Origin of the sequence: Mucilaginibacter yixingensis (genome assembly GCF_041080815.1) — a bacterium.
Taxonomy (GTDB): domain Bacteria; phylum Bacteroidota; class Bacteroidia; order Sphingobacteriales; family Sphingobacteriaceae; genus Mucilaginibacter; species Mucilaginibacter yixingensis.
This window is the reverse complement of sequence record NZ_CP160205.1, coordinates 3522159-3545189: the sequence shown is the minus strand read 5'-3', so window position 1 is coordinate 3545189 and position 23031 is coordinate 3522159. Positions and strand designations below refer to the sequence as shown.

General features: G+C 43.7%; 17 protein-coding genes and 1 pseudogene. 10 read left to right on the top strand and 8 right to left on the bottom strand.

Annotated features, from left to right (window positions below):
• Nucleotides 1-39: 39 nt before the first annotated feature.
• The 6 genes and pseudogenes from ABZR88_RS14265 to ABZR88_RS14240 form a co-directional block, all read right to left on the bottom strand.
• A pseudogene (locus ABZR88_RS14265) lies at nucleotides 40-255 on the bottom strand (CatB-related O-acetyltransferase); the annotation flags it as partial.
• A gap of 368 nt (nucleotides 256-623) precedes the next feature.
• Nucleotides 624-1862 carry a polysaccharide ABC transporter ATP-binding protein gene (locus ABZR88_RS14260; protein WP_107826689.1) on the bottom strand — a complete coding sequence of 413 codons (1239 nt, stop codon included), beginning with the start codon at nucleotides 1860-1862 and terminating at the stop codon, nucleotides 624-626.
• Between the two features lie 13 nt (nucleotides 1863-1875).
• Nucleotides 1876-4803, bottom strand: coding sequence for an asparagine synthase (glutamine-hydrolyzing) (gene asnB / locus ABZR88_RS14255; RefSeq protein WP_107826690.1), 2928 nt, complete (start codon nucleotides 4801-4803; stop codon nucleotides 1876-1878).
• A 105-nt stretch (nucleotides 4804-4908) separates the two neighbouring features.
• Nucleotides 4909-5487 carry a UpxY family transcription antiterminator gene (locus tag ABZR88_RS14250; RefSeq protein WP_369434695.1) on the bottom strand — a complete coding sequence of 193 codons (579 nt, stop codon included), beginning with the start codon at nucleotides 5485-5487 and terminating at the stop codon, nucleotides 4909-4911.
• A complete protein-coding gene (locus tag ABZR88_RS14245; protein ID WP_107826692.1) occupies nucleotides 5432-7861 on the bottom strand; it encodes a tyrosine-protein kinase family protein in 2430 nt (809 codons plus the stop codon). Before ABZR88_RS14245 ends, ABZR88_RS14250 begins: the two co-directional genes overlap by 56 nt.
• A complete protein-coding gene (locus ABZR88_RS14240) occupies nucleotides 7862-8641 on the bottom strand; it encodes a polysaccharide biosynthesis/export family protein (RefSeq protein WP_107826693.1) in 780 nt (259 codons plus the stop codon).
• 54 nt (nucleotides 8642-8695) lie between these two features.
• Here ABZR88_RS14240 and ABZR88_RS14235 point away from each other — a divergent pair, with 54 nt between their 5' ends.
• From ABZR88_RS14235 to pgk, 5 genes are all read left to right on the top strand, one after another.
• A complete protein-coding gene (locus ABZR88_RS14235) occupies nucleotides 8696-9475 on the top strand; it encodes a glycosyltransferase family 2 protein (RefSeq protein ID WP_369434694.1) in 780 nt (259 codons plus the stop codon).
• A 121-nt stretch (nucleotides 9476-9596) separates the two neighbouring features.
• A complete protein-coding gene (locus ABZR88_RS14230) occupies nucleotides 9597-10640 on the top strand; it encodes an MraY family glycosyltransferase (RefSeq protein WP_245916977.1) in 1044 nt (347 codons plus the stop codon).
• 101 nt (nucleotides 10641-10741) lie between these two features.
• Nucleotides 10742-11743, top strand: coding sequence for a type I glyceraldehyde-3-phosphate dehydrogenase (gene gap / locus ABZR88_RS14225; protein WP_211309737.1), 1002 nt, complete (start codon nucleotides 10742-10744; stop codon nucleotides 11741-11743).
• Nucleotides 11740-12174: a GNAT family N-acetyltransferase gene (locus ABZR88_RS14220; protein WP_107826697.1), complete on the top strand. Its 435-nt coding sequence runs from the start codon at nucleotides 11740-11742 to the stop codon at nucleotides 12172-12174. Before gap ends, ABZR88_RS14220 begins: the two co-directional genes overlap by 4 nt.
• A gap of 93 nt (nucleotides 12175-12267) precedes the next feature.
• Complete coding sequence (gene pgk / locus ABZR88_RS14215; RefSeq protein WP_107826698.1) at nucleotides 12268-13458, top strand: phosphoglycerate kinase; 1191 nt, start codon at nucleotides 12268-12270, stop codon at nucleotides 13456-13458.
• Nucleotides 13459-13666: 208 nt separating this feature from the next.
• On the opposite strand, the gene ABZR88_RS14210 is transcribed toward pgk, so the two are convergent.
• Nucleotides 13667-14254 carry a hypothetical protein gene (locus tag ABZR88_RS14210; RefSeq protein WP_107826699.1) on the bottom strand — a complete coding sequence of 196 codons (588 nt, stop codon included), beginning with the start codon at nucleotides 14252-14254 and terminating at the stop codon, nucleotides 13667-13669.
• A gap of 251 nt (nucleotides 14255-14505) precedes the next feature.
• On the opposite strand from ABZR88_RS14210, the gene ABZR88_RS14205 reads away from it, so the two are divergent.
• From ABZR88_RS14205 to ABZR88_RS14185, 5 genes are all read left to right on the top strand, one after another.
• The gene (locus tag ABZR88_RS14205) at nucleotides 14506-14892 is read left to right on the top strand and encodes a response regulator (RefSeq protein WP_146166454.1); all 387 of its coding nucleotides are present in this window, start codon (nucleotides 14506-14508) and stop codon (nucleotides 14890-14892) included.
• 128 nt (nucleotides 14893-15020) lie between these two features.
• Nucleotides 15021-16157, top strand: coding sequence for a DUF1972 domain-containing protein (locus ABZR88_RS14200; RefSeq protein ID WP_107826701.1), 1137 nt, complete (start codon nucleotides 15021-15023; stop codon nucleotides 16155-16157).
• A gap of 14 nt (nucleotides 16158-16171) precedes the next feature.
• The gene (locus ABZR88_RS14195; protein WP_107826702.1) at nucleotides 16172-17521 is read left to right on the top strand and encodes a sigma-54 dependent transcriptional regulator; all 1350 of its coding nucleotides are present in this window, start codon (nucleotides 16172-16174) and stop codon (nucleotides 17519-17521) included.
• Between the two features lie 25 nt (nucleotides 17522-17546).
• The gene (locus ABZR88_RS14190) at nucleotides 17547-18692 is read left to right on the top strand and encodes an FIST signal transduction protein (protein ID WP_107826703.1); all 1146 of its coding nucleotides are present in this window, start codon (nucleotides 17547-17549) and stop codon (nucleotides 18690-18692) included.
• Nucleotides 18679-21333 (top strand): PAS domain S-box protein, encoded by a 2655-nt coding sequence (locus ABZR88_RS14185; RefSeq protein WP_107826704.1) that lies wholly within the window; start codon nucleotides 18679-18681, stop codon nucleotides 21331-21333. Before ABZR88_RS14190 ends, ABZR88_RS14185 begins: the two co-directional genes overlap by 14 nt.
• Nucleotides 21334-21387: 54 nt before the next feature.
• Here the strand turns inward: ABZR88_RS14185 and ABZR88_RS14180 are convergent, their stop codons facing one another.
• On the bottom strand, nucleotides 21388-23022 hold the full coding sequence (locus tag ABZR88_RS14180) for a RagB/SusD family nutrient uptake outer membrane protein (RefSeq protein WP_107826705.1): 1635 nt from the start codon (nucleotides 23020-23022) through the stop codon (nucleotides 21388-21390).
• Nucleotides 23023-23031 lie beyond the last annotated feature (9 nt).

Genomic DNA, 23031 nt, shown 5'->3' with positions numbered 1-23031 from the left:
AAATGTCTGGTAATTGGCGGCTAGCCATTCTTCGTCTTTATCCCACCATTTAAATGCCAGTAAATCTGTTATTTGTTGCTCGTCAAAACGATAACGCAACACTCTACCTGGGATGCCTACAACAATAGCATAAGGCGGCACATTTTTGGTAACGATTGCGCCAGCTCCGATGATGGCGCCGTCGCCTACTACAACATCATCCATAATAACGGCATTTGCGCCAATCCATACATCGTTTCCGATATGAGTTTCTCCCATTTCTCTAAAGTGATTTTGGGAGGCAAATGTCGTACCGCATTGCTTATGGGTAGAGAAAAACGCTGGGTGGGTACTAATAAAACCGTTTACTGGATGTTTACCCAATGCTATTTTAACCCCTTCGGCAATAGAGCAGAATTTGCCAATATATGTATTCATTACCGATACATTATTTGATAAATAGGTATAGTTGCCAATCTGGGTGTTATAAAGATAACAGCTGGTACCCACCGAATTATATTTGCCGAAAGCCACTTTATCTAAAACACTGTTTAGCCCAACTCGTACGGTATCGGTAGCTGTCTGAGTTGGAGGGGGAGACTCAACGGGCACCAATAAACTTTTTATCAGACGTTTTAAGTTTGCTAAACCTTTGCCCACTTTACAGGTAATGCCATGTGGCCTAAATTATTTTGTACATATGATGAATGTATGCTTCCCGAATCATCTATCCTGAAATCAAGATAAAAGGGTAGTTTTTCTATGAAAAGCACGTTGGGTATATGTAAAACGGCTTCCAGTTTGTAGTTGCCAGGTAAGATGAATCCAGCTGGAATAACAGCCTCAATATTAATTTCATCATTTTTGTTGCCAGTCAATAAAAAATGATGGCTGGTTAAATTATCCTCATATTGATTTTTCAGGATGAAACTCAGGGTAAGGTCGGCAACCGTTTCTATCATCCGCAATTTGAAAGCAATATTGATATTCTTGTTGTAAACGAATGCAGCAGCACGATTTCCATCGTCATCTTTAAATGCAACCCTTTTAAAGTAGGTATTATCCTCATCCGATTCGAAATAACTATTATTAACATTCCCCGAAAGGTAATCTGTAATTACTGGTTTTAGAACGCCGGAGTTTTTAACCAGCCCATGCTGTAATAATAGGCCCTTTGTGCACAATTGTTGTATAGAGCCCATATTATGACTAACAAACAACACTGTTCGCCCTTGTCCGCGAGTTACGTCGTTCATTTTTCCCAAGCACTTTTTCTGGAATTCTGCGTCGCCTACGGCTAGTACTTCGTCTACTATTAGTATTTCAGATTCCAGATGAGCGGCTACAGCAAACGCCAATCGCACGTACATACCAGAAGAGTATCGTTTTACGGGGGTGTCAATGTAACGTTCCACGCCAGAGAAATCTACAATTTCATCAAAGCGTCGATCTATTTCTTTTTTTCGCATGCCTAATATGGCACCATTCAGATAGATGTTTTCCCTACCGCTTAATTCGGCATGAAAGCCGGTTCCAACCTCTAGCAAACTTGACACCCGGCCTTTTATTTTTACGGAACCGGTAGTGGGTGCTGTAATTCTGCTTAGTATTTTCAATAACGTGCTTTTGCCTGCGCCATTACGGCCTATTATGCCAACTGCATCACCCTGCTCAATCTCAAAGTTGATATCTTTTAGGCTCCAGACGATGTCACTTTCGCCTTTTGTACTGCGATCATTTATTTCACCTATCTTTAAAAACGGATCTTCCTTTCCAAGAGTTTTTGCCCAATACCGTTTCAAATCGTTAGAAAGGGTACCGGTACCGAAGTATCCCAGTTGATATGCCTTAGATAGATTGTCTACCTTAATTACCGTAGCCATATTGGTTATACTGTTATGCGGCTTGTTGCTTGTTTCTTAATAAATCTTCTAATCGGTCTGAGTAGCTGTCCACATTAAAATATGTTTTGCATTTTTGCTGCAACGCAAGTCTTTGGGCTATATCGGTCGGCTTGCTAAGTGCATGGCTTATTGTTTTAGTAAGCTCATCTAAATTGTCCACGTTAATTGCGGTACCCAACTCTCCATTTTTAATGGCGTCTACACTTCCGTCGCTATTTCCGCAAATTACAGGGAGGCCGCATGCCATGGCTTCTATAAATACAATTCCAAAACCTTCTTTGCGGCTTGGCAAAACAAATAGGTCGGCCAATAGAAAATGATCCTCCAGCTCGGCGTCATTGATAAATCCCGTCATAATAATCTGATCGTTGACGTCATACTGAGCAATTAAATCGCGTATGCGTGCTTCTTCTCGCTCGTCATACTGGCCCGCTAATACATATTTGAGGTTTGTGAATTCATTTTTAAGCCGGGCTACTGCTTTAATTACTTGTTCATACCCCTTATATTGTTCGGTTGAGGCTAAGCGAGTAAGGGTGAAAACGATCTTATCGTGCACATTTAAGCCATATCGCTCTAACAAATAAGCCGGGCGATCAAGTTGCTGCGGCAGTTTAAGAAGTGGATCAAGCGCATTGTTTAACACCATACATTTTTCTGCCGGTATTTGATGTGATTTAATAACCTTATCCCGGGTAAAATTGCTTACGCATAATATGCCGTCGCAGGCCGTTAAAATTTTTCTTTTGTATCCTGATAGCGGCCGCCATATTTCGATACCGTGCGCGATTAGAAAAACTTTCGTTTTCGGACTCACCTTTTTGATCAGACAGCCAATCATAGCCAGATTAATGTGACTTAGTATAACAGTGTCAGATTGTATACCCTCGCGTACGGCTTCAGCGGCAAACAACGCGCGGTGTTTGCCAAATCCCTTAAAGTTTTGCTGATCAGTATAAACTGCGTTTAATTGGCAGTCTTTATCATAGCCAGACCAGAATTTATAATCCCAATTACTACGTCGGGCTATTTGCTGTAGTGCATAACCCATTGTCCGCCCCATTTTCTGTACGCCGCCGGTAGTGCTGAAGGTACTGAGCGTGAGGTATAACACTTTTTGATGCAATATTTCTGATTGTGGCTGTTTTACCCTGATCTGGTATAGCGCAAAGGCTTTGGACCAATGTACTTTGTTGGAATGGAAACCATTAATAAGGCGTTTAGATGCCGGGTTTTTATAGAACTCAGCACTGCCAATTTCAGGGTGCTCTTGCATCCATGTTTGTAATGGAAAAGAAAATCCCATCTTGGGCCGGTTCCAGATAGCTTTTGGCAGCAGCTGACTAAATGATTTAATTAATAACTTTTTAGTTGGCTTATTACTGAATTTTATGCCTGGTGCAATATTGCCAATTAATTTTTGCACGTCTTCGTCTAAGAACGGCACCCTCACCTCCAACCCATGCGCCATGCTCATTACGTCTGTATCGCGTAATAACTGGTTTTGCATATACATATGGGTTTCATACCACGCTGCTTTGTTTTTTCCAGTGACGCCATGCAAGTCCATCTTGTCGCTAAATAAAACTCCGGTCACAACCGTTAACGGTTTGCTTAATACTGCCGCAATTTCAGAAGGGGTAAATAACCCTCTTAAAAACAAGTACTCAGCAACCGGATGCTTGTATGATAACAATTCTAAGCGTTTTAGTTTGTCATTACTCGCTGCTAGAATTTTACGAAAAAAATCAGGTATCGCACGTAAATATGGCATTATCATTATGCGCTGGAACGATGGATATCCGCCAAATTGCTCATCCGCTCCCACACCAGAAAGAACAGCTTTCAAACCACTCTGGCGCGCATATTTGCTGATAAACCAGCTGTTGATACCATCGGTAGTAGGCAGGTCCATATCGGCCAATATTTCATCGAAATGGGTTGTAAAATCCTGCTGTTTTACCAGGTGTTGATAATGTTGTGCCGATACCTGCTGCTGAATGATTTGCTGGTATTTACGCTCATTATATTGTGCATCATCAAAATATATAGATACCGTTTGCAACTGGTGGCTATACTTGGCCGCTAAGAGTGTAACCAAACTAGAATCTATGCCGCCACTTAGAAAAATGCCAATGGGTGCGTCTGACGTAAGCTGGCGTTTTACTGCTATATCCAGGGCCTGGCTTAGCCGCTCCTCTGCCTCCTTTTTGCCGGTAATGGATGCCGATTGCTGCAATTCAGCAGGGAATTTATTGATTGTAAAACTTTTTAAGCGGTGGTTCCAACACAAATAGTGCCCTTTGGGCAGGCTAAAAACGTTTTCATAAGTGGTGTAGGGTTCTGGTATATGTCCATAAGCCAGAAACCGAATACTCCAATCCTTGTCTGTTTTTAACGTTAAACCGCAGCTGTTTAATGCTTTAACTTCAGAAGCAAAATAAAGATCTCCGTCGCCCCTGTAATAGTACAGTGGTTTAATACCGGTAGTATCCCTAACCAGCCAGGTGAGCTCTTTTTCGCTGTCGTACAGTGCAAAAGCAAACATGCCCCTCAGTTTTCCAAATGCAGCCGTTCCCCAGTGCCTGTAAGCCTGAATGATTACCTCCGTATCAGTTTTCGAGTAGAAGGTTGCGCCAAGAGCTACCAGCTGGGCCTTTAATTCCAGATAATTATAGATTTCGCCATTAAAGGTTATCCATGTTTGCGCGTTTGCATCGCTCATGGGTTGGTGGCCGTTGTTGGTCAGATCGATGATTGACAGCCGACGGTGTCCGAAAGCCAGTCCAACACTGGCATCATAATAAAAACCCTCATCATCCGGCCCACCACGCGCCAGTATGTGGCACATGGCAGCCACCCGCTGATTTAGTTCATCTTCAGATAACTTATCAGAAATTATTCCCGCTATTCTGCACATGGTGCCTGGTGATTGGGCACAGCTTCGCCCCGTGAGTCACAATTTATATTGTAACAAATTAACTATCAGCGCTTTGTGTTGATAGTGTTTTTGCCAGCTGCACTGTTAAATGCGGCTAATATAAGAGGCTGCCACATGTATAATAATGCAGCAACCCATATCTTCAAAGCGCAGGGCCAGTTGCCTTTGCGATCGGTATTCAACTACTTCTGCCAGCATTCCTTTTAATGGTCCGGCTTTAATTTTAACTTTTTCCCCCGGCACCAGATTCTCTTCTGTTACCTCCACCTCAACCGCACTGACCATGAGTAGTTTCAGGTCATCTATTTGTCGATCTGGCATGGTGGCTATTTTTCCTGAGAAGTATAAGAATCTGGCTATCCCCTTTGTCATCAGCACCTCAGCTTGCTGCTGGGGAGAGATTTTTACAAACAGGTATGATTTGATAAGGGGTTCTTCAACTATCTTTTTACGGTCACTCCATTGTTTAAGTTGCTTGTGCAGAGGCAGGTAGGTGTTTATTCCCTTTTGAGTTAGTGCCAAATATGCTTTTTTTTCGGCACGCGGATGGGTATAAACCGGATACCATTTTTCTGTTTGTATAGTCTCGCCCAAGATCTCTCTGCCGTTACTTAATTCTAAACCACTTTCTAACATCCCACCATTTTCGCTTCTCATCATCATCAATATAGTAACCGGAGCCGGAGTATCCTGAGTAGTCAGAATAATAATAGTATCGGTTGCCATAACCATCACCGGTAATCCTGGTGGTGTAATATCTTGAATGTAGCAAATCTTCGGCAAAAGCATTAAGTACAATTACAGTATTATCCAAATGATATTCCTGGGCCATGCGTTGTGGTATCGTAGCCGAGTAATATTTGGATTTGCCCGAGCGTATTACAAAAACGTTGATATCGCTCATCCTGATAAGTGGAATAGAGTCTGACACCAAACCAATAGGCGCAGTATCTATAACAATAAAATCATAGGTTTTTTTCAAATCGTCAATAAGTTCGCGCATGCGCACATTGTGCAGCAATTCCGATGGATTGGGGGGCACCGGCCCGGAGGTGATAAAATCCAGGTTTTCAATTTCTGACTGATGCAAAATATCTTCCAGATGGCATTGGCTGGCCAGATAATTACTCAATCCGTTATCATTATTTGCATGGAATGTACGATGTAACTTTGAGCGGCGTAAATCAGCCCCAATCAATATTACTTTTTTGCTGATTAGTGCTAATGTGCTTGAGATGTTTACAGCAACAAATGACTTTCCCTCGCCAGCGATCTCTGATGTGATACAGATTACTTTGTGGTCTTTTTCTGACGCTAGAAAACTAAGGTTTGTACGAACTGAGCGCACAGATTCGGCAAACAATGACCGGGGTTTGGTAAGCGCCAGTAATTGAGAGTTATCCTCGTCCAGATCTGCCGGGAACTTCCGTATAACACCAATAATCGGGATGGTAGTTAAACTTTCAACCGTTTCTTTATCGTAGATGTAAGGGTTAAGTAGCCGGATAAGAATAATAATACCCAAACCAGACACCAGGCCAATAATTAACGCCATACGATTAACATCGTGCTCATTTGGTGATACCGGCCCATAATTGGGCTGTGCGCGCTCTACTATGCTTGCGCCGGGCAAAATAGCCGAGTTACTGATCTGTGCATCAAGCTTTTTTTCAGATAAGAAAGAGTAAACCTTCTCATTAATTTCATAATTGCGTTGCAGCCCCACCATACTACGCTCAGATACGGGCAATGAGGCCATTTGCTGCTCAACCTGAGCGGCTAATTTGTTCTGATAATCAAGGTTTTTCTGAACGATGTTACGCGAACTATTTACGTTGTTTATGGCAGCGTTTTTAATAACAAGTATCTGTCGATTGATGTCGGCAACAGGCTGCGCGTTGGCATTGTAAATTTTTAATAATGAGTTTTTCTCATTTAGTAAATTGTTGAAGTTGGAGATAATTTGAGACAACATCGGATCAACCGTCCCCGATAAGTTAAAGTTGAGATTAACGTTATCTTTTTCTTTAAGTAGCTGATCTTTGAGCTGATCTATGGCAAACAATTGCATTTTCAACAATTCCTGATCGGTCTCAATTTTTCTTGCTTTCTCAAGAACAGATGTTGAGGCATTAGATATATCTACTATTCTGTTTTTTTGTTGATACTCCTGTAAGGAGCGTTCAGACCCTTTTACCTCGCTTGATAAAAAAGCAAGTTGTTTATCAATAAAATCAATGATCTGCGACGCCGATTTGGTTTTTTGCTCCAAGTCATACTTTAAATACTCGGTCATTATCGCGTTCAGTATGTCGGCCGCAAACTGAGGGTTTGAATCCGTTTCAGACAAGCTGATAATGTTTGAATATTTAGATATTTCGCCGGCATGAAAGCCCCCGCGGGCACGCCCCAGAAAATCTTCGGGGAGATTAAATTTAAATTGAAAAACACTATTGGGGTTAATGCCGCCCGGGTTTTTTATAGAGAAAGTAGTAGGACCGATGGTAATAGGGGTATTGTATGCATATACCCGGCTTACGTTTTTCCCAGCAATTTTGTAGGTCAGATTAAATTGGTTATTGTCATGAGCCTTAAACGCAATCAAATCACGGAAAAGATTTAGACTATCATACCGTAAAAATTGTATGTCGAGCGGTTTTTGCGGATAAGTTTCGGTAGTACGTACCCGTCCTGCAATATAAAAGCTAACCTGGTAATCCAGATCTTTTATGGCTCTTAACAACAATTGGCTGCTTTGTAATACAAATAGTTCGCTTTGTATTCTGATAGCGGTTGATGAGTTGCTTGATGCCGGACTGGCCAGATCTGTAATATCTGGTTTTTTATCTTCAAACTTTATTAACGAGGATGTTTGATACAGCTTTGGGGTATACCACAAATAAATATTAGATATGGCAAGTGCAGTAAGCACAGTACCGGCAATCCAATACCAGCGGCTTAATAATATTTTGCCTATTTTAAAGTAATCAACCTCCTGGTTAGGTAACTTTTTCTGAAGCTTCTCTGTCTCCTGCATTTAGCGTAAAAGTGAATAAATAATTAACGCCGTGTTTAAAATTAAGACTGAGGGTTGTATAATGGTTGATATGTTTTGGTAATTATCTTCACGTATGCCCCTTTTGTTTCGTGCAATATAAATAATATCGTTGTTTTGCAACAGAATTTTGGGATCGTTTATGGTTTTAATATCGCTTAGATCGGCATAAATAACGGTTTGATTGTCCTTGCCGCCCCTAATAATCTTCACGTGCTTTTCGTCGGCAAATTTAGTTAGCCCGCCTGCCTGGCCAATAACGTCTATCAGGGTGGTACGGTCTTTAAGCAGAGGGATATTGCCCTGCGCACTGATTTCGCCCAATAAAGTCACTTTCAGATTCATGATCTTTAGATCAATAATAGGGTTGCGCAGCAATGAATCTCGGTACAGTTTTTCTATCTTCCTGGCCGCGTCATGACGGGTAAGGCCGGCTATGGGTACGTGGCCCAATGCAGGAAGTGTTACGGTGCCGTCTTCTTCTACCTGAAAACTTTCGCCAGCACCGGTTGTGCCGCCTCCCGGGCCGCTATTGGTGCTTGTTGCGCCCGTGCCAACTGTAAGATAAGCGGTACTTTGCAGGTTTCTGATCTGCAAAACATCATCAGGCATAATACGGTAAGCCGATAAAGAGGAGGGGAGATGGGTTGTATCTGCTACATTAGCGCTTTTTTGCTCAAAAAGGAGGTGTGACTGATGCACGGCGCACGATGAACATAATAATACTGTAACACAAATCAACAACAGCTTTTTTAGACACATAAATATCTTTTTGAACGGCGCTTATGAATAAAGGGTTACAAAAATAATATATTTTTGCTTCCTCTAAGATATAAAATTATCGGGGTGACGGCTATCAAAATATCAATAATAACAGTTTGCTATAATGCAGGTGCTACTATTGAACGGTGCATTCAGTCGGTTGTTAACCAGCAGCACCCCGGCCTTGAATACATTGTAATTGACGGTGGTTCTACAGATCATACTCTGCCAATTATCAACAAGTATCGCCAATATATTACCCGCTTTATTTCAGAACCCGATGGCGGTATTTATCAGGCCATAAATAAAGGCTTGGAGTTGGCTACAGGTGATGTGATAGGTATTCTTAACGCCGATGATCAATTTGCGGCCGGCGATATCCTGAAACAGGTAGGCAATGCTTTTGTAACCCAGCATTGCGATGTTGTTTATGGCGATATTGACTTTGTTAACGCCGATGGCCGGGTTACTCGTCGCTGGCGATCTGGCGGCTACCGTCACGGCGCGTTTAATCGGGGGTGGATGCCTCCGCATCCGTCATTTTATGCGTTAAAAAAATTGTATGACAATTTCGGCCCATACAGTAATAATTACGGTACCGCTGCCGATTATGAGTTAATGCTGCGCTTTATTCACACCCATCAATCCAGCGTATATTACCTGCCGCGGGTAATGGTTTGTATGCAAATAGGCGGAGCGAGTAACGGCAACTTGAAGAAAAGAATTTTGGCCTGGAAAAACGATTATCGCGCCATGAAAACGCATGGTATTCTCTGGCCCGCTCTTGTGTTGATAATTAAACCGTTGCGTAAGTTGAAACAATATTTAAGCTGATGTATCTTTAGTTATATTTGCGGTTTATTAATAATTTAAGCCGAGCGATATTTGTTGATGGATGCCTGAGTTTTTACATAATCATCAGTTATTATATTATACGTTAATCCTGCTGTCGTCAATGTTGATTTCATTGGTGGCAATGCCTTCTATACTGCATGTTGCGCGCACCCGCCATTTGTATGATGATCTGGGACATTTTCGTAAGCAGCATGATCAGGGCATACCTCGCCTTGGCGGTTTGGCCATTTTTGCCAGTTTTATTATCACCTTGTTGCTTTTTTGCATAACCGGGCAGCAGTTGCCGCTTAACTGTATGCTGGCGGCCTGTACCGTACTTTTTGCTATGGGGCTGAAAGATGATCTGTCGGGCGTTAATCCCAGCACTAAGCTGCTGGTGCAAGTAGTGGTAAGCGCTATACTGGTTATCCCCGGTAATATCAGATTAACCAGCCTTTATGGCGTATTGGGCGTTTTTCAGCTTGATTATGTTTATAGCGTAGTCTTTACTATCCTTACCATCATACTTCTTATTAATGCCTTTAACCTGATTGATGGTATTGACGGGCTGGCTGCTACCGCCGGTATTATTGCCAATTTAACCTTTGCTATTTTATTTGTCCGCATTCACCAATATGAGCTGGCTGGTATTTGTTTGGCTATGGTAGGTGCTTTACTTGGCTTTCTGCGCTACAATATCACGCCCGCAAAAATATTTATGGGCGATACCGGCTCCCTGATGGTGGGTATGGTTTCGGTAGTAATGGCCATTAAGTTTATAGAAGTTAACCGTACGGTTGATGTTGCTTTATCGCACATCTACTCGGTGCCGGCACTAGCTGTAGCTATTTTAATAGTACCCATTTTTGATACCCTGCGTGTATTTACCTTACGCATCATGTACGGCGGATCGCCATTTGCGGCCGACAGAAACCACGTGCACCATCGCATCCTGCTGTTAGGTTTTAACCACATTCAGGCTACCCTTATACTGGCTACGGTAAACATTATATCTATTGCATTGGCTTTGTTATTAACCAAATTTGGCAACACCACTGTTATATTAGTTATAGCCGCCGCTTGCATGTTGTTTAAGTGGACCATCACTTTTCTTATCCGTTGTAAAGAGCGTCATTCTTATTCCTTCAAAAATCTGTTTGTTTAGCTGTGTTATACGTTGGGCATAATTTGTTATAACAATGACTTTTATTGCCGCCATCTCCCTTACATTTTTTATAGTTTTGATCACTCAAATTTATTTAGGTGATGCGTATAGCAATTAATGGTTTTGGGCGTATCGGGCGCATATTTTTACGGAACATTCTGTTAAAACCCGGGGTAGAGGTGGTGGCAATTAATGATCTGACTGATACCCGTACGCTGGCACATTTGTTTAAGTATGATTCTGTGCACCGTGGCTTTAAAGGCGAGGTGTCTTTTGGCGATGATCATTTGATTGTTAATGGCAATACGATAAAGGTTTATACAGAAAAAGAGCCAGCCAATTTGCCCTGGGCCGAACTTAATGTCGATCTGGTGATTGAGTCGACCGGCAAGTTTACCTCGCGTGAGGGGGCTGAACAGCACTTGAAGGCCGGAGCAAAGCAAGTAATCATCTCAGCACCATCTGGCGATAAAGAATTACCAACAACCGTTTTGGGTGTTAATGATGACGTAGCCCATCTGGTAGCGCCCATCATCTCTAATGCCTCATGTACTACCAACAATGTGGCCGCCATGATTAAGGTGCTGGAAGATAATTGGGGGATTGTAGACGGCTATATTACCACAGTGCACTCCATGACCGGCGACCAAAACCTGCATGATGCACCGCATAAAGACTTGCGTCGTGCCAGGGCTGCATCAGCCTCTATTATTCCAACAACAACCGGAGCTGCTAAAGCCATCACCAATATATTTCCACGTTTGAATGGTAAGTTGGGTGGAGCCGGCATCCGGGTGCCGGTTCTGAACGGCTCGCTCACAGATTTTACTTGTAGCCTTGAAAAGCCCGCAACAGTAGCAGAAATTAATGCCGCGTTTAAGGCCGCTGCTAATGGACCGATGAAAAATATTTTGGAGTATACAGAAGACCCCATTGTATCTACAGATATTTTAGATAACCCGCATAGCTGCATTTTTGATGCGCAACTCACATCGGTAGTTGGCGGATTGGTTAAAGTGGTGGGTTGGTATGATAACGAAATGGGGTACTCCAGCAGGCTGGCTGATTTGGTTGAACGCATCAATAATTTAAACCTGGCATGATCAAGTTTATAACTGCAGGCGATGTATTGGCTATCCGCAATGAAGTATTGCGCGAAGGACGCTTAACATTGGACGAATGCCGTTTCCCGAATGATGATGCGCCAGAGACTTTTCATCTGGGTTACTACGTAGGTGAGGAGTTAGCGTGCATCGCTTCGTTTCATCCTATGGGGTATAAAGATTTTGTGGGGAAAGCGTATCAGCTACGCGGCATGGCTACCATTGATAAATACCGGGGACAAGGATTAGGAAACCAACTGGTTAATTTTGCGTTGGTATATATGCGCGGCCAAAAGGTAAATTATTGCTGGTGCAACGCCCGTAAAAAGGCGGTTAAGTTTTATAAGGGCCTGGGCTTTGAGGTAATTTCAGACGAGTTTGAGGTGCCTGGAATAGGGCCGCACCACGCAATGTACGTTAAGATACAGTGAAATTTGGGTGTACAAATAACACTTTTAAATTTTTACATCCATTTTCAAGATTATTTTGCCAAATTCGCCACGCACCAACTAAGCCAACTCTGTATGAAAACAATAGATCAAATAAGTTTTTCAGGAAAAAAAGCACTTATCCGTGTAGATTTTAACGTTCCGTTAGACGAGAACTTCAAGATAACCGACGACAACCGTATGACGGCTGCCCTGCCAACCATCGAGAAAATTCTGCGTGATGGCGGTGCCGTGATCCTGATGTCGCACTTAGGTCGCCCGAAAGATGGCCCGACCGATAAATATTCATTAAAGCACCTGGTGCCTCACCTGTCTGACCTGCTGAAACAGGAAGTAGAGTTTGCTAATGATTGCATTGGCGAAGAAGCCGTAAATAAAGCAAAAGAATTGGAAGGCGGCGAAGTATTGCTGCTGGAAAACCTGCGCTTTTATAAAGAAGAAGAAAAAGGCGACAAAGCCTTTGCCGAAAAACTTTCAAAACTGGGTGATGTATATGTAAACGATGCCTTTGGTACCGCTCACCGTGCACATGCTTCTACCGCTGTTATTGCACAGTTTTTCCCTGATGCCAAATACTTTGGCTACCTGATGGCTGCCGAGCTGCAAAATGCCGAGAAAGTACTAAACGGCTCTGCAAAACCTTTAACTGCTATTATGGGTGGTAGCAAGGTATCAGATAAGATCCAGTTGATTGATGCCCTGCTTGATAAGGTTGATAACCTGATTATAGGCGGTGGTATGGCTTACACCTTTGCCAAAGCTGACGGTGGTAACATTGGTACTTCGCTGGTAGAGATGGATAAACTTGATCTTGCGCTGAGCATCCGCCAGAAAGCAAAAGATAAAGGCGTAAATTTGTTATTGCCTTTAGACAACGTTATTGCCGATGCTTTTGCCAATAACGCTAAAACCGGCGTTGCCAAAACCGGCGAAATTCCTGATAACTGGATGGGTTTGGATATCGGTCCGGAAACAGTGAAAGTGTTTAGCGAAGCCGTAGCTGAATCAAAAACGATTTTGTGGAATGGCCCGATGGGCGTTTTCGAGATGGATACGTTTATGGTAGGCACCAAAGCCATTGCTGATGCAGTAGCTGAAGCTACAGAAAAAGGCGCGTTCTCGTTAATTGGTGGTGGCGACTCTGCCGCGGCAGTAGCCAAATTTGGTATGACCGACGAAGTAAGCTACGTATCAACCGGCGGTGGTGCTTTGCTTGAATACATGGAAGGCAAAGAGCTACCGGGTGTAAAAGCTATTAACGAATAAGCTTCTGCTTTTATAATAAACAAGAAAGGGTTAGCCTGCAGGCTAACCCTTTCTTGTTTATAGCTCCTATGCCAACTCAACCAACGGGAGGCGCTAAAGACGTTATTCATGATTGTGATGCTTATGGCCACACTAATGGTTCATCACATTATCTTTTGCTCCCGTTAGTTGAGTTGATTAATGATATTCCAAAAAATGGAATGTCAGGCTAAAAGTCCGTTCCTGGCACCCCAATGGTAATTTCTTCCACTTGATCGTTATAGTATAAGTTCATAAAATAGTCGTTCCGGGCCTTAACAAGGGCGGCGTCGGGTTTTTCCGCATTGAATTTTGCTGGCGGTATACCGCGGGGCTTAATAGCAAAGTAGATACCTGCCTCCTCATAACTGGCGTAAACGGCGCTGTCGCGTTCCAGGTAAGTCCAGTTGGCCTTACCATACAGGCGCAGTATATCCTGCACGGTCATGCTGCTCATTTTAAACCCTCGCGATGTTTTGCCCAGGTAATCTTTACGGAAAGACATACAAAAGATCTTGCCGGTATCAGGCCCATATTTGCGGTAAAAAGCCATCCCCAGCTTAGGATAAAATAGCTCGATAGAATAATCGCTATGGTTGGTGGCTATAAAATCATTTCCCAGCATCTGTTTTACATCCAGCGAGGTGAGCGTGCCCATTTTCAGACTATCCACTCCCTTGCCATCATAGATTACTGAATTTTCTGATGATTGTGCGTGCGCACCAACGGTGAGCATGAATAATATGGAAAACAGGCAATAGGTTGATTTTAATAACATGGCTTAATAGAACAGCGCTGCAAAGTAAACTATTACCATTGGGATGAAATAGTTAATTAGTGTTAAATCAGTTAGAGATGCACGTCATGTTTTAGATGATTTTAGACGCGAAATATTGTCCATATTTTGGAAATGGTGTTTTTTATTTGGAAATTTAGATTTTTGGCACGAATTTAAGTTATTGATAATCAGTGTATTAATTGTTTGGCATAGATGATGTCTATAGAGAAATCAAACAACAAAAAAATAAAATGGAACACTTATCTATATTTCTTGTAGATGCAGACCAGTTCAGCCTGAATCTCTATCGCAACCACATCACCAATCAAGGTATTGCTAATGTTACCACCTTTTCTACAGGGTTTGATTGTATGAACAATTTATACGCTCACCCTGATCTGGTTTTACTGAGCAGCAACCTGGGGTACGATCTTAATCTTGAATTATTGAAACGCATTAAATCATTTGATAGCGAAATTGATGTGATATTGTTGCCTGGCCCTGAACATAGAAGTGTACTTGAAAAGATCAGACATATCACTTCGACTACCAGTAAGTATGATTATGCGCTCGACTATATCACCATGGTGACCGGTCGTATGAGAACGGTAAAAAAATTTGTGAGACAAAGCGCATAAGTTGATTCCATTAAACGGAAAAAATGTCCACAACTTGGAAATATGCAAACTTGAATTAATTTTAAAATATTGATATTCTGATTGTTATAAAACTGGCATAATATTTAATATCTCTAATTGGTATAATAATGAAACGTAAAAAGATAGCCATAATAGGTACAGCAGGCATACCCGCAAAGTACACCGGTTTTGAAACCCTGGCTGCGCACATTGTAGATAACCTGGGCAAAAACTGGGATTTTACGGTGTACTGCTCGTCAAAACAATATGGCCGTAAAGCGCGCAAATTTAACGGTGCCCGCCTGGTGTATCTGCCATTTAAGGCCGATGGCGTGCAAAGTTTCTTTTACGATCTGGTGAGCATTTTTCATGCCCTGTTCTATGCAGATGTTCTGTTTATTATGGGAGTAAGTTCGGCCTTTATTATTCCGTTCATCAGGTTGTTTACCAATAAAAAGGTAATCACCTCAGTTGATGGTTTTGAGTGGAAAAGAAACAATTATACTAAACTGTCGGTTGCATATCGCCGTGCGGCAGAATGGGTTGCAAAAAAGTGCGCTCACATAAATATTGAAAATAATGAATCAATGCAGGATGTGGCTGCGCTGCGCCATTATCTGTTAGGTAAAGGCCACGTGCCGGATGTAGTTAGAAACAAGTACAGCTTTATTAACGAGCGTTATGCCTTTGGCTTTTGCCGTATAGCGCCGGAAAACAATGTAGAAATGATTCTGCAATCGTTCGTTCTGGCGCCGCATCATCAGTTGGTGTTGGTGGGTAACTGGCAAAAAAGTGAGTATGGCCGCTCATTGCGTAAGGTTTTTTCTAGTTATTCAAATATCCACATGCTGGATGCTATCCGTAATCAGCAGGAGTTGGATATGCTGGCCCGTAATAGCTTTGCTTATATCCATGGCAATGTACCGGGTGGTTTAGATCCGGTTTTGTTGGAGGCTATGTTTAGCGGTTTGCCGGTATTGGCAATGAAGACTCCTAATAATATGGAAGTTACTGAGGGTAATGCCCTGTATTTTGACTCGGCCATAGCGCTTTCTGTGTTGCTTAACCACACTACTGTTGGCGAGTTCCAGTACATCGGTCAGGTAATGAAAGAAACGGTTCAGCGTCGTTATACCTGGGCGTTGGTAGCTACTAAATATGAAGTGTTGTTTAACCGGGTAACTGAGAAGCCCCATTCAGTTACACCGGTTGAAAAAAAAAGACCTATAAATCTGTTACGTTTTAATGCTGTGTTTAACCATTAATCTACCTGAATAAAATGAGTGCATATCACATATTTATAGTAGAAGACGATCCGTGGTACGGTGAAATACTGCAATATCATTTGTCCCTTAACCCTGATTATAAAATAACCCGGTTTATGACGGGGAAAGACTGCCTTCGCGAGCTGCATCAGAAACCTGATCTGATCTCGATGGATTACAGCCTGCCCGACATGAACGGAGCAGAATTGCTCAAACAGGTACAGCAGGTTAATCCTGCTGTGCCTGTAATTGTTATCAGTGCGCAGGAGGATATTACTACGGCGATAGACCTTTACAAAAAAGGCATTGCAGATTACCTGGTAAAGGACGATCATACCAAAGATTTGCTTTGGAATGCTGTTAACCGCATCCGCGAAAATCAGGCGCTCAGAAAAGAGGTGGAAACCCTGCGCGAAGAGCTTGGTCATCGTTATGAATTTGAGAAAGTAATTAAAGGAGCATCTGCCGCCATCAAAAAAGTTTTCACGCTGATGGAAAAAGCGGCGCGTACCAATATCAACGTATCCATCTCTGGCGAAACAGGCACAGGTAAGGAGTTAGTGGCTAAGGCTATTCATTATCATTCAGACCGTAAAAAGAAACCCTTTGTGGCCCTTAACATGGCCGCCATACCGTCAGAGCTATTAGAGAGCGAGCTGTTTGGTCACGAAAAAGGCGCTTTTACCGGTGCACTTACGCGCAAACTTGGAAAGTTTGAAGAGGCCAACGGCGGCACCATATTTTTGGATGAAATAGGCGAGCTGGATGTAAACCTGCAAAGCAAACTACTACGCGTACTGCAAGAGCGTGAGCTGGTGCGCGTGGGGGGTAGCGAAAAAGTAAAGCTGGACATTCGCCTAATTGTGGCTACCCACAAAAACCTGCAGGATCAGGTAAAGCAAGGTTATTTCCGTGAGGATTTTTATTACCGCATTATGGGCCTGCCTATTGAACTGCCGCCGCTGCGCGAGCGTGGTGGAGATGTGCTGTTGCTGGCCCGCCACTTTCTGGAAGAGTTTTGTAAAGAGAACAAATTGCCTTTAAAGCAGTTTAGTACCGAGGCCAAAGAGAAACTGATGAGATACGAGTTTCCCGGCAACATCCGCGAACTGAAATCAATGATTGATTTGGCTGTGGTAATGAGCGATGGACAGGAGATCCAGGTAGAAGATATCCGTTTCAGCGCGCCACGTTCCGAAGAAGATATTTTTTCGAAAGAGAAAACCCTGAAAGAATATACCGTACTGATCATTCAGCACTTTTTGGATAAATATAACCGCAACGTGCTGAAAACTGCCGACAAACTGGACATCGGCAAATCAACCATCTATAAAATGATCCAGGAAAAAGAATTAGAAGGATAAATACCCCAACTTTAAAAATACAAGTATGAAAACTGCACTATATCAATATCAAAACGGTCAATGGGAAACACATGCTCAAAGCATGTCTTTAGATGGCCCGTCAACGCAGCTGGCACTTTGCTTCTCGGCTAAAGATGAGTTGCTGAATACTGATGTTTATGGTCTGATGAAAGAGAAGTTTCCAGAGGCTATTATTGCTATCTGCTCAACAGCCGGCGAAATTTATCATACTTCGGTAAGTGATGAGGGGTTTAGCGTGGCCGCTTTGCAGTTTGATAAGACTCGTTTACAGCCACAAAAGGTAGATATAAAAGATTATCCGGATAGTTTTGCTGCAGGTAAAGCTTTAATCAATAAATTTGATCACGCAGGTCTGGCGTACGTACTGGTATTATCAGACGGACGCTACGTAAATGGCAGCGAGCTGGTACGCGGCATCAACTCGGTAACCGAGCAAAAAATACTGGTAACAGGTGGCTTGGCTGGTGATGGTGGCCGGTTTGAATCAACCCTGGTTGGTTTGAACAGCAAGCCACAGGAGGGACTGATTGTGGGCATCGGCTTTTACGGCAATAGCCTGCGGGTAGAACACGGCTCGAAAGGCGGTTGGGAAACATTTGGCCTGGAAAGGGTGGTAACCCGTTCTAAAGATAACGTACTGTTTGAGATTGATGATAAAAATGCACTTGAACTATATAAACGCTATCTTGGTCCGGATGCCGATGCATTACCTGGCAGTGCGTTGTTGTACCCGTTATCTGTAACTTTGCCGGGTAACAGCGAGCCAATTGTACGTACCATCCTTTCGGTTGATGATCAGGCTGGTAGTATGACCTTTGCGGGCGATATCCCGGTAGGTGCCAAAGTGCGTTTTATGCGTGCTAATTTTGATAAGCTCACCAGCGCTGCATCAGATGCTGCTACGCAATCATCAAGCCTGAATGGGCAAACGCCGGCGGCATTTTCACTGCTTATTAGCTGTGTGGGCCGTAAAATGGTACTCGGCTCGCGCACAGAAGATGAGGTAGATGCGGTTGACGAAGTGTTTAAACACAACACGCTGCTATCGGGCTTCTACTCTTATGGCGAGATATCGCCACTGATAAAAGGGGAGGGATGCCAGCTGCATAACCAAACAATGACAATAACCACTTTCCATGAAGCTGAATAAACTGCTGGAACGACAAATAAAAAAACACCTGCCGGGGGATACCTCCGGCCTTTCTGCTTTTTTAGAGGCGGTGAATAACTCATATATCGCCTATGAAAAAGATAGTTTACTGGCAGAGCGCGCCTTCAAAATGAGTGAAGAGGAATATGTGGAGGTGAACGAGCGCCTGCAAAAAGAAGTGGAATCGCGTAAGATCTCGATAGAGAAACTCAAAGAGGCCATTGCCCAAGTAGGGGTAGAAGGTTTCAGCGCAGAGAGCGAAAACCTGCTGGAGATTGTTGAGCTGCTAAAAGATGAGATTAGCAAACGTGACGAGGTAGAACGTCAGCTGAAATCGAGCCAGGAGCTGTGGCAGTTTGCATTGGATGGTTCTGGCGACGGCGTGTGGGATTATGATTTCCAAACCCGTAAGATTTTCTTCTCCAAGCGATATAAAGAAATGCTGGGTTACCGGGACGAAGAGTTTCCAAACCAGCCTGATGAATGGATGAACCGCATTCACCCGGAAGATATGGCCCGGGTAATGATGACAGATCAGCAATACTTTTTTCAAAAACTTTCTAACCATCAGATAGAATACCGTATTCGCCATAAAGATGGTCACTACATCTGGGTACTTGATAGGGGCATGGTGGTAAGCCGTACGCCGGAGGGGCTGCCCGCCCGCGTTATTGGCACGCATACTGATATTACAGAGCGCAAAATTGCCGAGCAGGCCATCAGCATACGCGAGGAAAAATACCGCAACATTTTGGCCAACATGAACCTGGGTTTGCTGGAAGTGGATAACAACGAAGTGATCCAATACGCCAACCAGAGTTTTTGCGATATGTCTGGCTATAAACTGGAAGAGTTACTGGGGCGCCAGGCAGAAAAGCTTTTCCCGACAACTGAAAGTAACGCGCTGTTGCAAAACAAGAATGCACTGCGCAGGGAGGGCGTCTCTGACGCTTATGAGCTGATTGTTAAAAACAAAAAAGGCGAAGTGCGTTGGTGGCTTATCAGCGGCGCGCCGAGGTATAATGACTCGGGCGAGCTGATGGGGTCAATCGGCATACACCTGGATATTACCCTGCGTAAAGCACTTGAGCTGGAACTGGGCGAGGCACGTGAAGAGGCCGAACAATCTGTAAAGGCTAAAGAATCTTTCCTGGCTAATATGAGCCATGAGATCCGTACACCGATGAATGCCATTATCGGTATGGGTCGTCAGCTGGAAAAAACAGGCATGAATGATCAGCAACGGTTCTTCCTTAATACTATCAACACCGCGGCAGATCACCTGCTGGTGGTGATTAACGATATATTAGACATTTCTAAAATAGAAGCCGGCAAACTGGAGCTGGAGCAAACCGGTTTTAACGCCGGTGAGGTGCTGGAGCACGTAGTGAGTGTAATGAAGCCCCGGGCTGAAGAAAAAGGCTTGGAAATGTCTCTGAACTATGATGACAACATTGCCCCTGTACTGATAGGCGATGCACATCGTATCAATCAGATCTTGCTCAATATGGTAAGCAACGCGGTGAAGTTTACCGAAAAAGGTGGCGTAACGCTGTCTTGCCGTTTACGGAAAAAGATCGATCACAAACAGGTTGTCGAGTTTAGCGTACGCGATACGGGCATCGGTATTTCTGAGGAATACCTGGGCCATCTGTTTGAAAAATTTACGCAGGAAGACCGTACCACTGCCCGCAAATACGGCGGCACAGGTTTGGGCATGGCTATTACCAAGGAGTTGGTGGAGCTGATGCAGGGGCAAATCAATGTCTATAGCAAAAAAGATATTGGTACAGAGATTCTTATTAGTCTGCCGCTCGAAATTGGTACTGAAGATGATAGGCAGGATGCCAAGAAAGATTTGATTGATAGCACCTTCCTGAAAGGTAAAAAAATCTTATTGGCCGAAGATAATGAGGTTAACCGCCTTGTAGCTATCACTGTATTGGATAACTATGGCGTAATAACCATTGAGGCCAAAAACGGTGCCGAAGCGGTTAAAACGCTTAAGTACGGTAAAGATTATGATTTGGTGCTGATGGATATGCAGATGCCCGTAATGGGCGGTCTGGAAGCCACAGAGGTAATTCGTAAAGAGTTGAAGATGGACATTCCCATCATCGCTCTGACTGCCAATGCCATTAAAGGCGATAGCGAGCGTTGTATTGCTGCCGGTATGAACGGGTTTGTATCCAAACCATTTGAAGAGAACGATCTGATTAACGAGATAGCCCGTTGCCTGCATCTGGAAGCTCCGTTAGAAGATGACGAGCCTGTTGTTGCTGAAGAAGTTGAGCAATCGGGTCCGTTGTATAGTCTGGAAAAACTGGAACAGATCAGTCGTGGTGATAAGGTGTTCATTAAGCGGATGATTGGTCTGTTTCTGGAGCAAACCCCTCAGGTGATACAAGAGATGCGGGACGCGTTTGCGCAAAATGATATTGATGCCATCCGCAAATTGGGGCATAAAATTAAGCCGATGATCAGTAACCTGGAGATAAAAAAAGCGTTGGAAGCGGTAAGAGAGCTTGAGAATTTGCCAGATGAGAGTGCCGGCAGTAAAAGGGTGACTGAACTGCTGGACAACTTTGCCGCACTAATGAAGCGGGTGGAGGATGAGATGCAGAAAATAATAAAGAAATAGATCACATAAAAAAACCGGCAATTGCCGGTTTTTTTATGTGATAAACATTAGGCTTTATTGATTATAACCAGGGTTTTGATCAATCTTGGCCGCGGTGTTGGCATCAATAGTTGTTTGAGGGATAGGGTATAGTTCATTTGTTGACACTATACTCGGCCCGCTTTTAGGGTTGTAAACTTTGGTGCGATCTACCAGTCGGCCCATGCGTGATAATGTCAGCCGGCGTGGTTCTTCCAGCATTAACTCGCGGGCGCGTTCATCCAAAATAAAGTCTTCAGTAACTTGTGCTGCGGTGATGTTAGGCGCCTTAGAACGATTGCGTACTGTGTTGATATCTGCCATCGCGTTAGGCAAGTCGCCCTTTCTAAAATATGCCTCTGCGCGCAGCAGGTAAGTTTCGGCCAGGCGCATCATATAAAACTCCTTAAATGTACGGCCGTATGAAGCGCCCGCCAACGAGAGGCCCTCAATTTTACGGATAGTTGGATAAGCATCCCAGGTAGTATCAACCAGCGCACTTTTTCTATCTACCTTCTGTCCTAAAAAGCGCGATGCAGGGTTGTTATAATAAAACTCGCGGCGAATGTTGTATTGCGAGTTACGGATATCGCCTGCGTCATTTGCCCAAATATTGTACATCAGGTAATTAGTAGGGCGGCACCAGCCCACACCACGGCCCAGGCTGTCTGCAACCACCATGCCGGCTTTCTTGTCAGGATCTTGTATGTTCCAGTAGCGGTTACCAAACGCACGCAGGGTGGTGTTACCCTGGTTGGCCAGCGCTATACCACCGGGTGTTAAATACTCCATTTGTATGGCCCAGATGGTTTCTTTATTGGCAGCCAGGTTTTGGTTGTTATCTCTAAAAAGGTCAGAGAATACATCGCCGGGTTGACTAAGGGTGCTGCCAAAGCGAGCCGTCATCAACTGGTATTGGCCCGAGCCTATTACGGCTGTTGCTGCGGCAATAGCTTTATCATACTGTTTCAGGTTGATATAAACCTCGGCCAGCAGATGGTTGGCTGCACCTTTGGTAATACGGCCGGGCATGGTGGTTGTTGCCGGTAACCATTGTGCTGCAAACTCCAGATCCTGGCGGGCAAAATCATACACCTGATCTCGTGAGGCACGTACAAAATCTATTTTGTTATAGGTGTAGAATTGGTCTACAATTGGCACCCCGCCATACATTTCTGCCAGGTAATTATGCGCCCATCCGCGGAAGAAACGGGCTTCGGCAACCTCTGCGTTCTTTTCTGCATCGCTGGCCCAGGTAGCGGTGGGGCGGTTGGCATAGTCAATAATCTCATTAGCACGTGTAATTACTTCAGAATAAAGCAAATTCCATGTGGCTGTTACAGAGGTTTGCACAGGTGTTAGCCAGGTAGGGTAGTTGTTAAAATCAGCCAGAGTAGGGTCGCCGGTCATAAACTCATCGGTACCTAAAAATGCCCACCATTGCTTTGATCCATCCTGCCCGAAATACAGATCGCGTGCGCCGGCGTGCAAACCGGTTATAGCGCTTTCAAACCCCGCCTTGTTTACCAGCGTTACATCTGGGTTAAGGAAACCTGTCGGTTTCTCTGTCAGTACGTTTTTGTTACAGCTTACGGTGGTCAATGCCAGCCCGGCTGTTAGCATCAATGCCGTTAAGGCCTTGTTGCCGTATTTTTTATAATTGATTTTCATTGCTGAAAT

Excerpts from the sequence above, each read along its gene's own strand:
- ABZR88_RS14260 (WP_107826689.1), bottom strand. The coding sequence starts at position 1,862 with ATGGCTACGGTAATTAAGGTAGACAATCTATCTAAGGCATATCAACTG.
- asnB (WP_107826690.1), bottom strand. The coding sequence starts at position 4,803 with ATGTGCAGAATAGCGGGAATAATTTCTGATAAGTTATCTGAAGATGAA.
- ABZR88_RS14250 (WP_369434695.1), bottom strand. The coding sequence starts at position 5,487 with ATGATGATGAGAAGCGAAAATGGTGGGATGTTAGAAAGTGGTTTAGAA.
- ABZR88_RS14245 (WP_107826692.1), bottom strand. The coding sequence starts at position 7,861 with ATGCAGGAGACAGAGAAGCTTCAGAAAAAGTTACCTAACCAGGAGGTT.
- ABZR88_RS14240 (WP_107826693.1), bottom strand. The coding sequence starts at position 8,641 with ATGTGTCTAAAAAAGCTGTTGTTGATTTGTGTTACAGTATTATTATGT.
- ABZR88_RS14230 (WP_245916977.1), top strand. The coding sequence starts at position 9,597 with ATGTTGATTTCATTGGTGGCAATGCCTTCTATACTGCATGTTGCGCGC.
- gap (WP_211309737.1), top strand. The coding sequence starts at position 10,742 with ATGCGTATAGCAATTAATGGTTTTGGGCGTATCGGGCGCATATTTTTA.
- ABZR88_RS14220 (WP_107826697.1), top strand. The coding sequence starts at position 11,740 with ATGATCAAGTTTATAACTGCAGGCGATGTATTGGCTATCCGCAATGAA.
- pgk (WP_107826698.1), top strand. The coding sequence starts at position 12,268 with ATGAAAACAATAGATCAAATAAGTTTTTCAGGAAAAAAAGCACTTATC.
- ABZR88_RS14210 (WP_107826699.1), bottom strand. The coding sequence starts at position 14,254 with ATGTTATTAAAATCAACCTATTGCCTGTTTTCCATATTATTCATGCTC.
- ABZR88_RS14205 (WP_146166454.1), top strand. The coding sequence starts at position 14,506 with ATGGAACACTTATCTATATTTCTTGTAGATGCAGACCAGTTCAGCCTG.
- ABZR88_RS14200 (WP_107826701.1), top strand. The coding sequence starts at position 15,021 with ATGAAACGTAAAAAGATAGCCATAATAGGTACAGCAGGCATACCCGCA.
- ABZR88_RS14195 (WP_107826702.1), top strand. The coding sequence starts at position 16,172 with ATGAGTGCATATCACATATTTATAGTAGAAGACGATCCGTGGTACGGT.
- ABZR88_RS14190 (WP_107826703.1), top strand. The coding sequence starts at position 17,547 with ATGAAAACTGCACTATATCAATATCAAAACGGTCAATGGGAAACACAT.
- ABZR88_RS14185 (WP_107826704.1), top strand. The coding sequence starts at position 18,679 with ATGAAGCTGAATAAACTGCTGGAACGACAAATAAAAAAACACCTGCCG.
- ABZR88_RS14180 (WP_107826705.1), bottom strand. The coding sequence starts at position 23,022 with ATGAAAATCAATTATAAAAAATACGGCAACAAGGCCTTAACGGCATTG.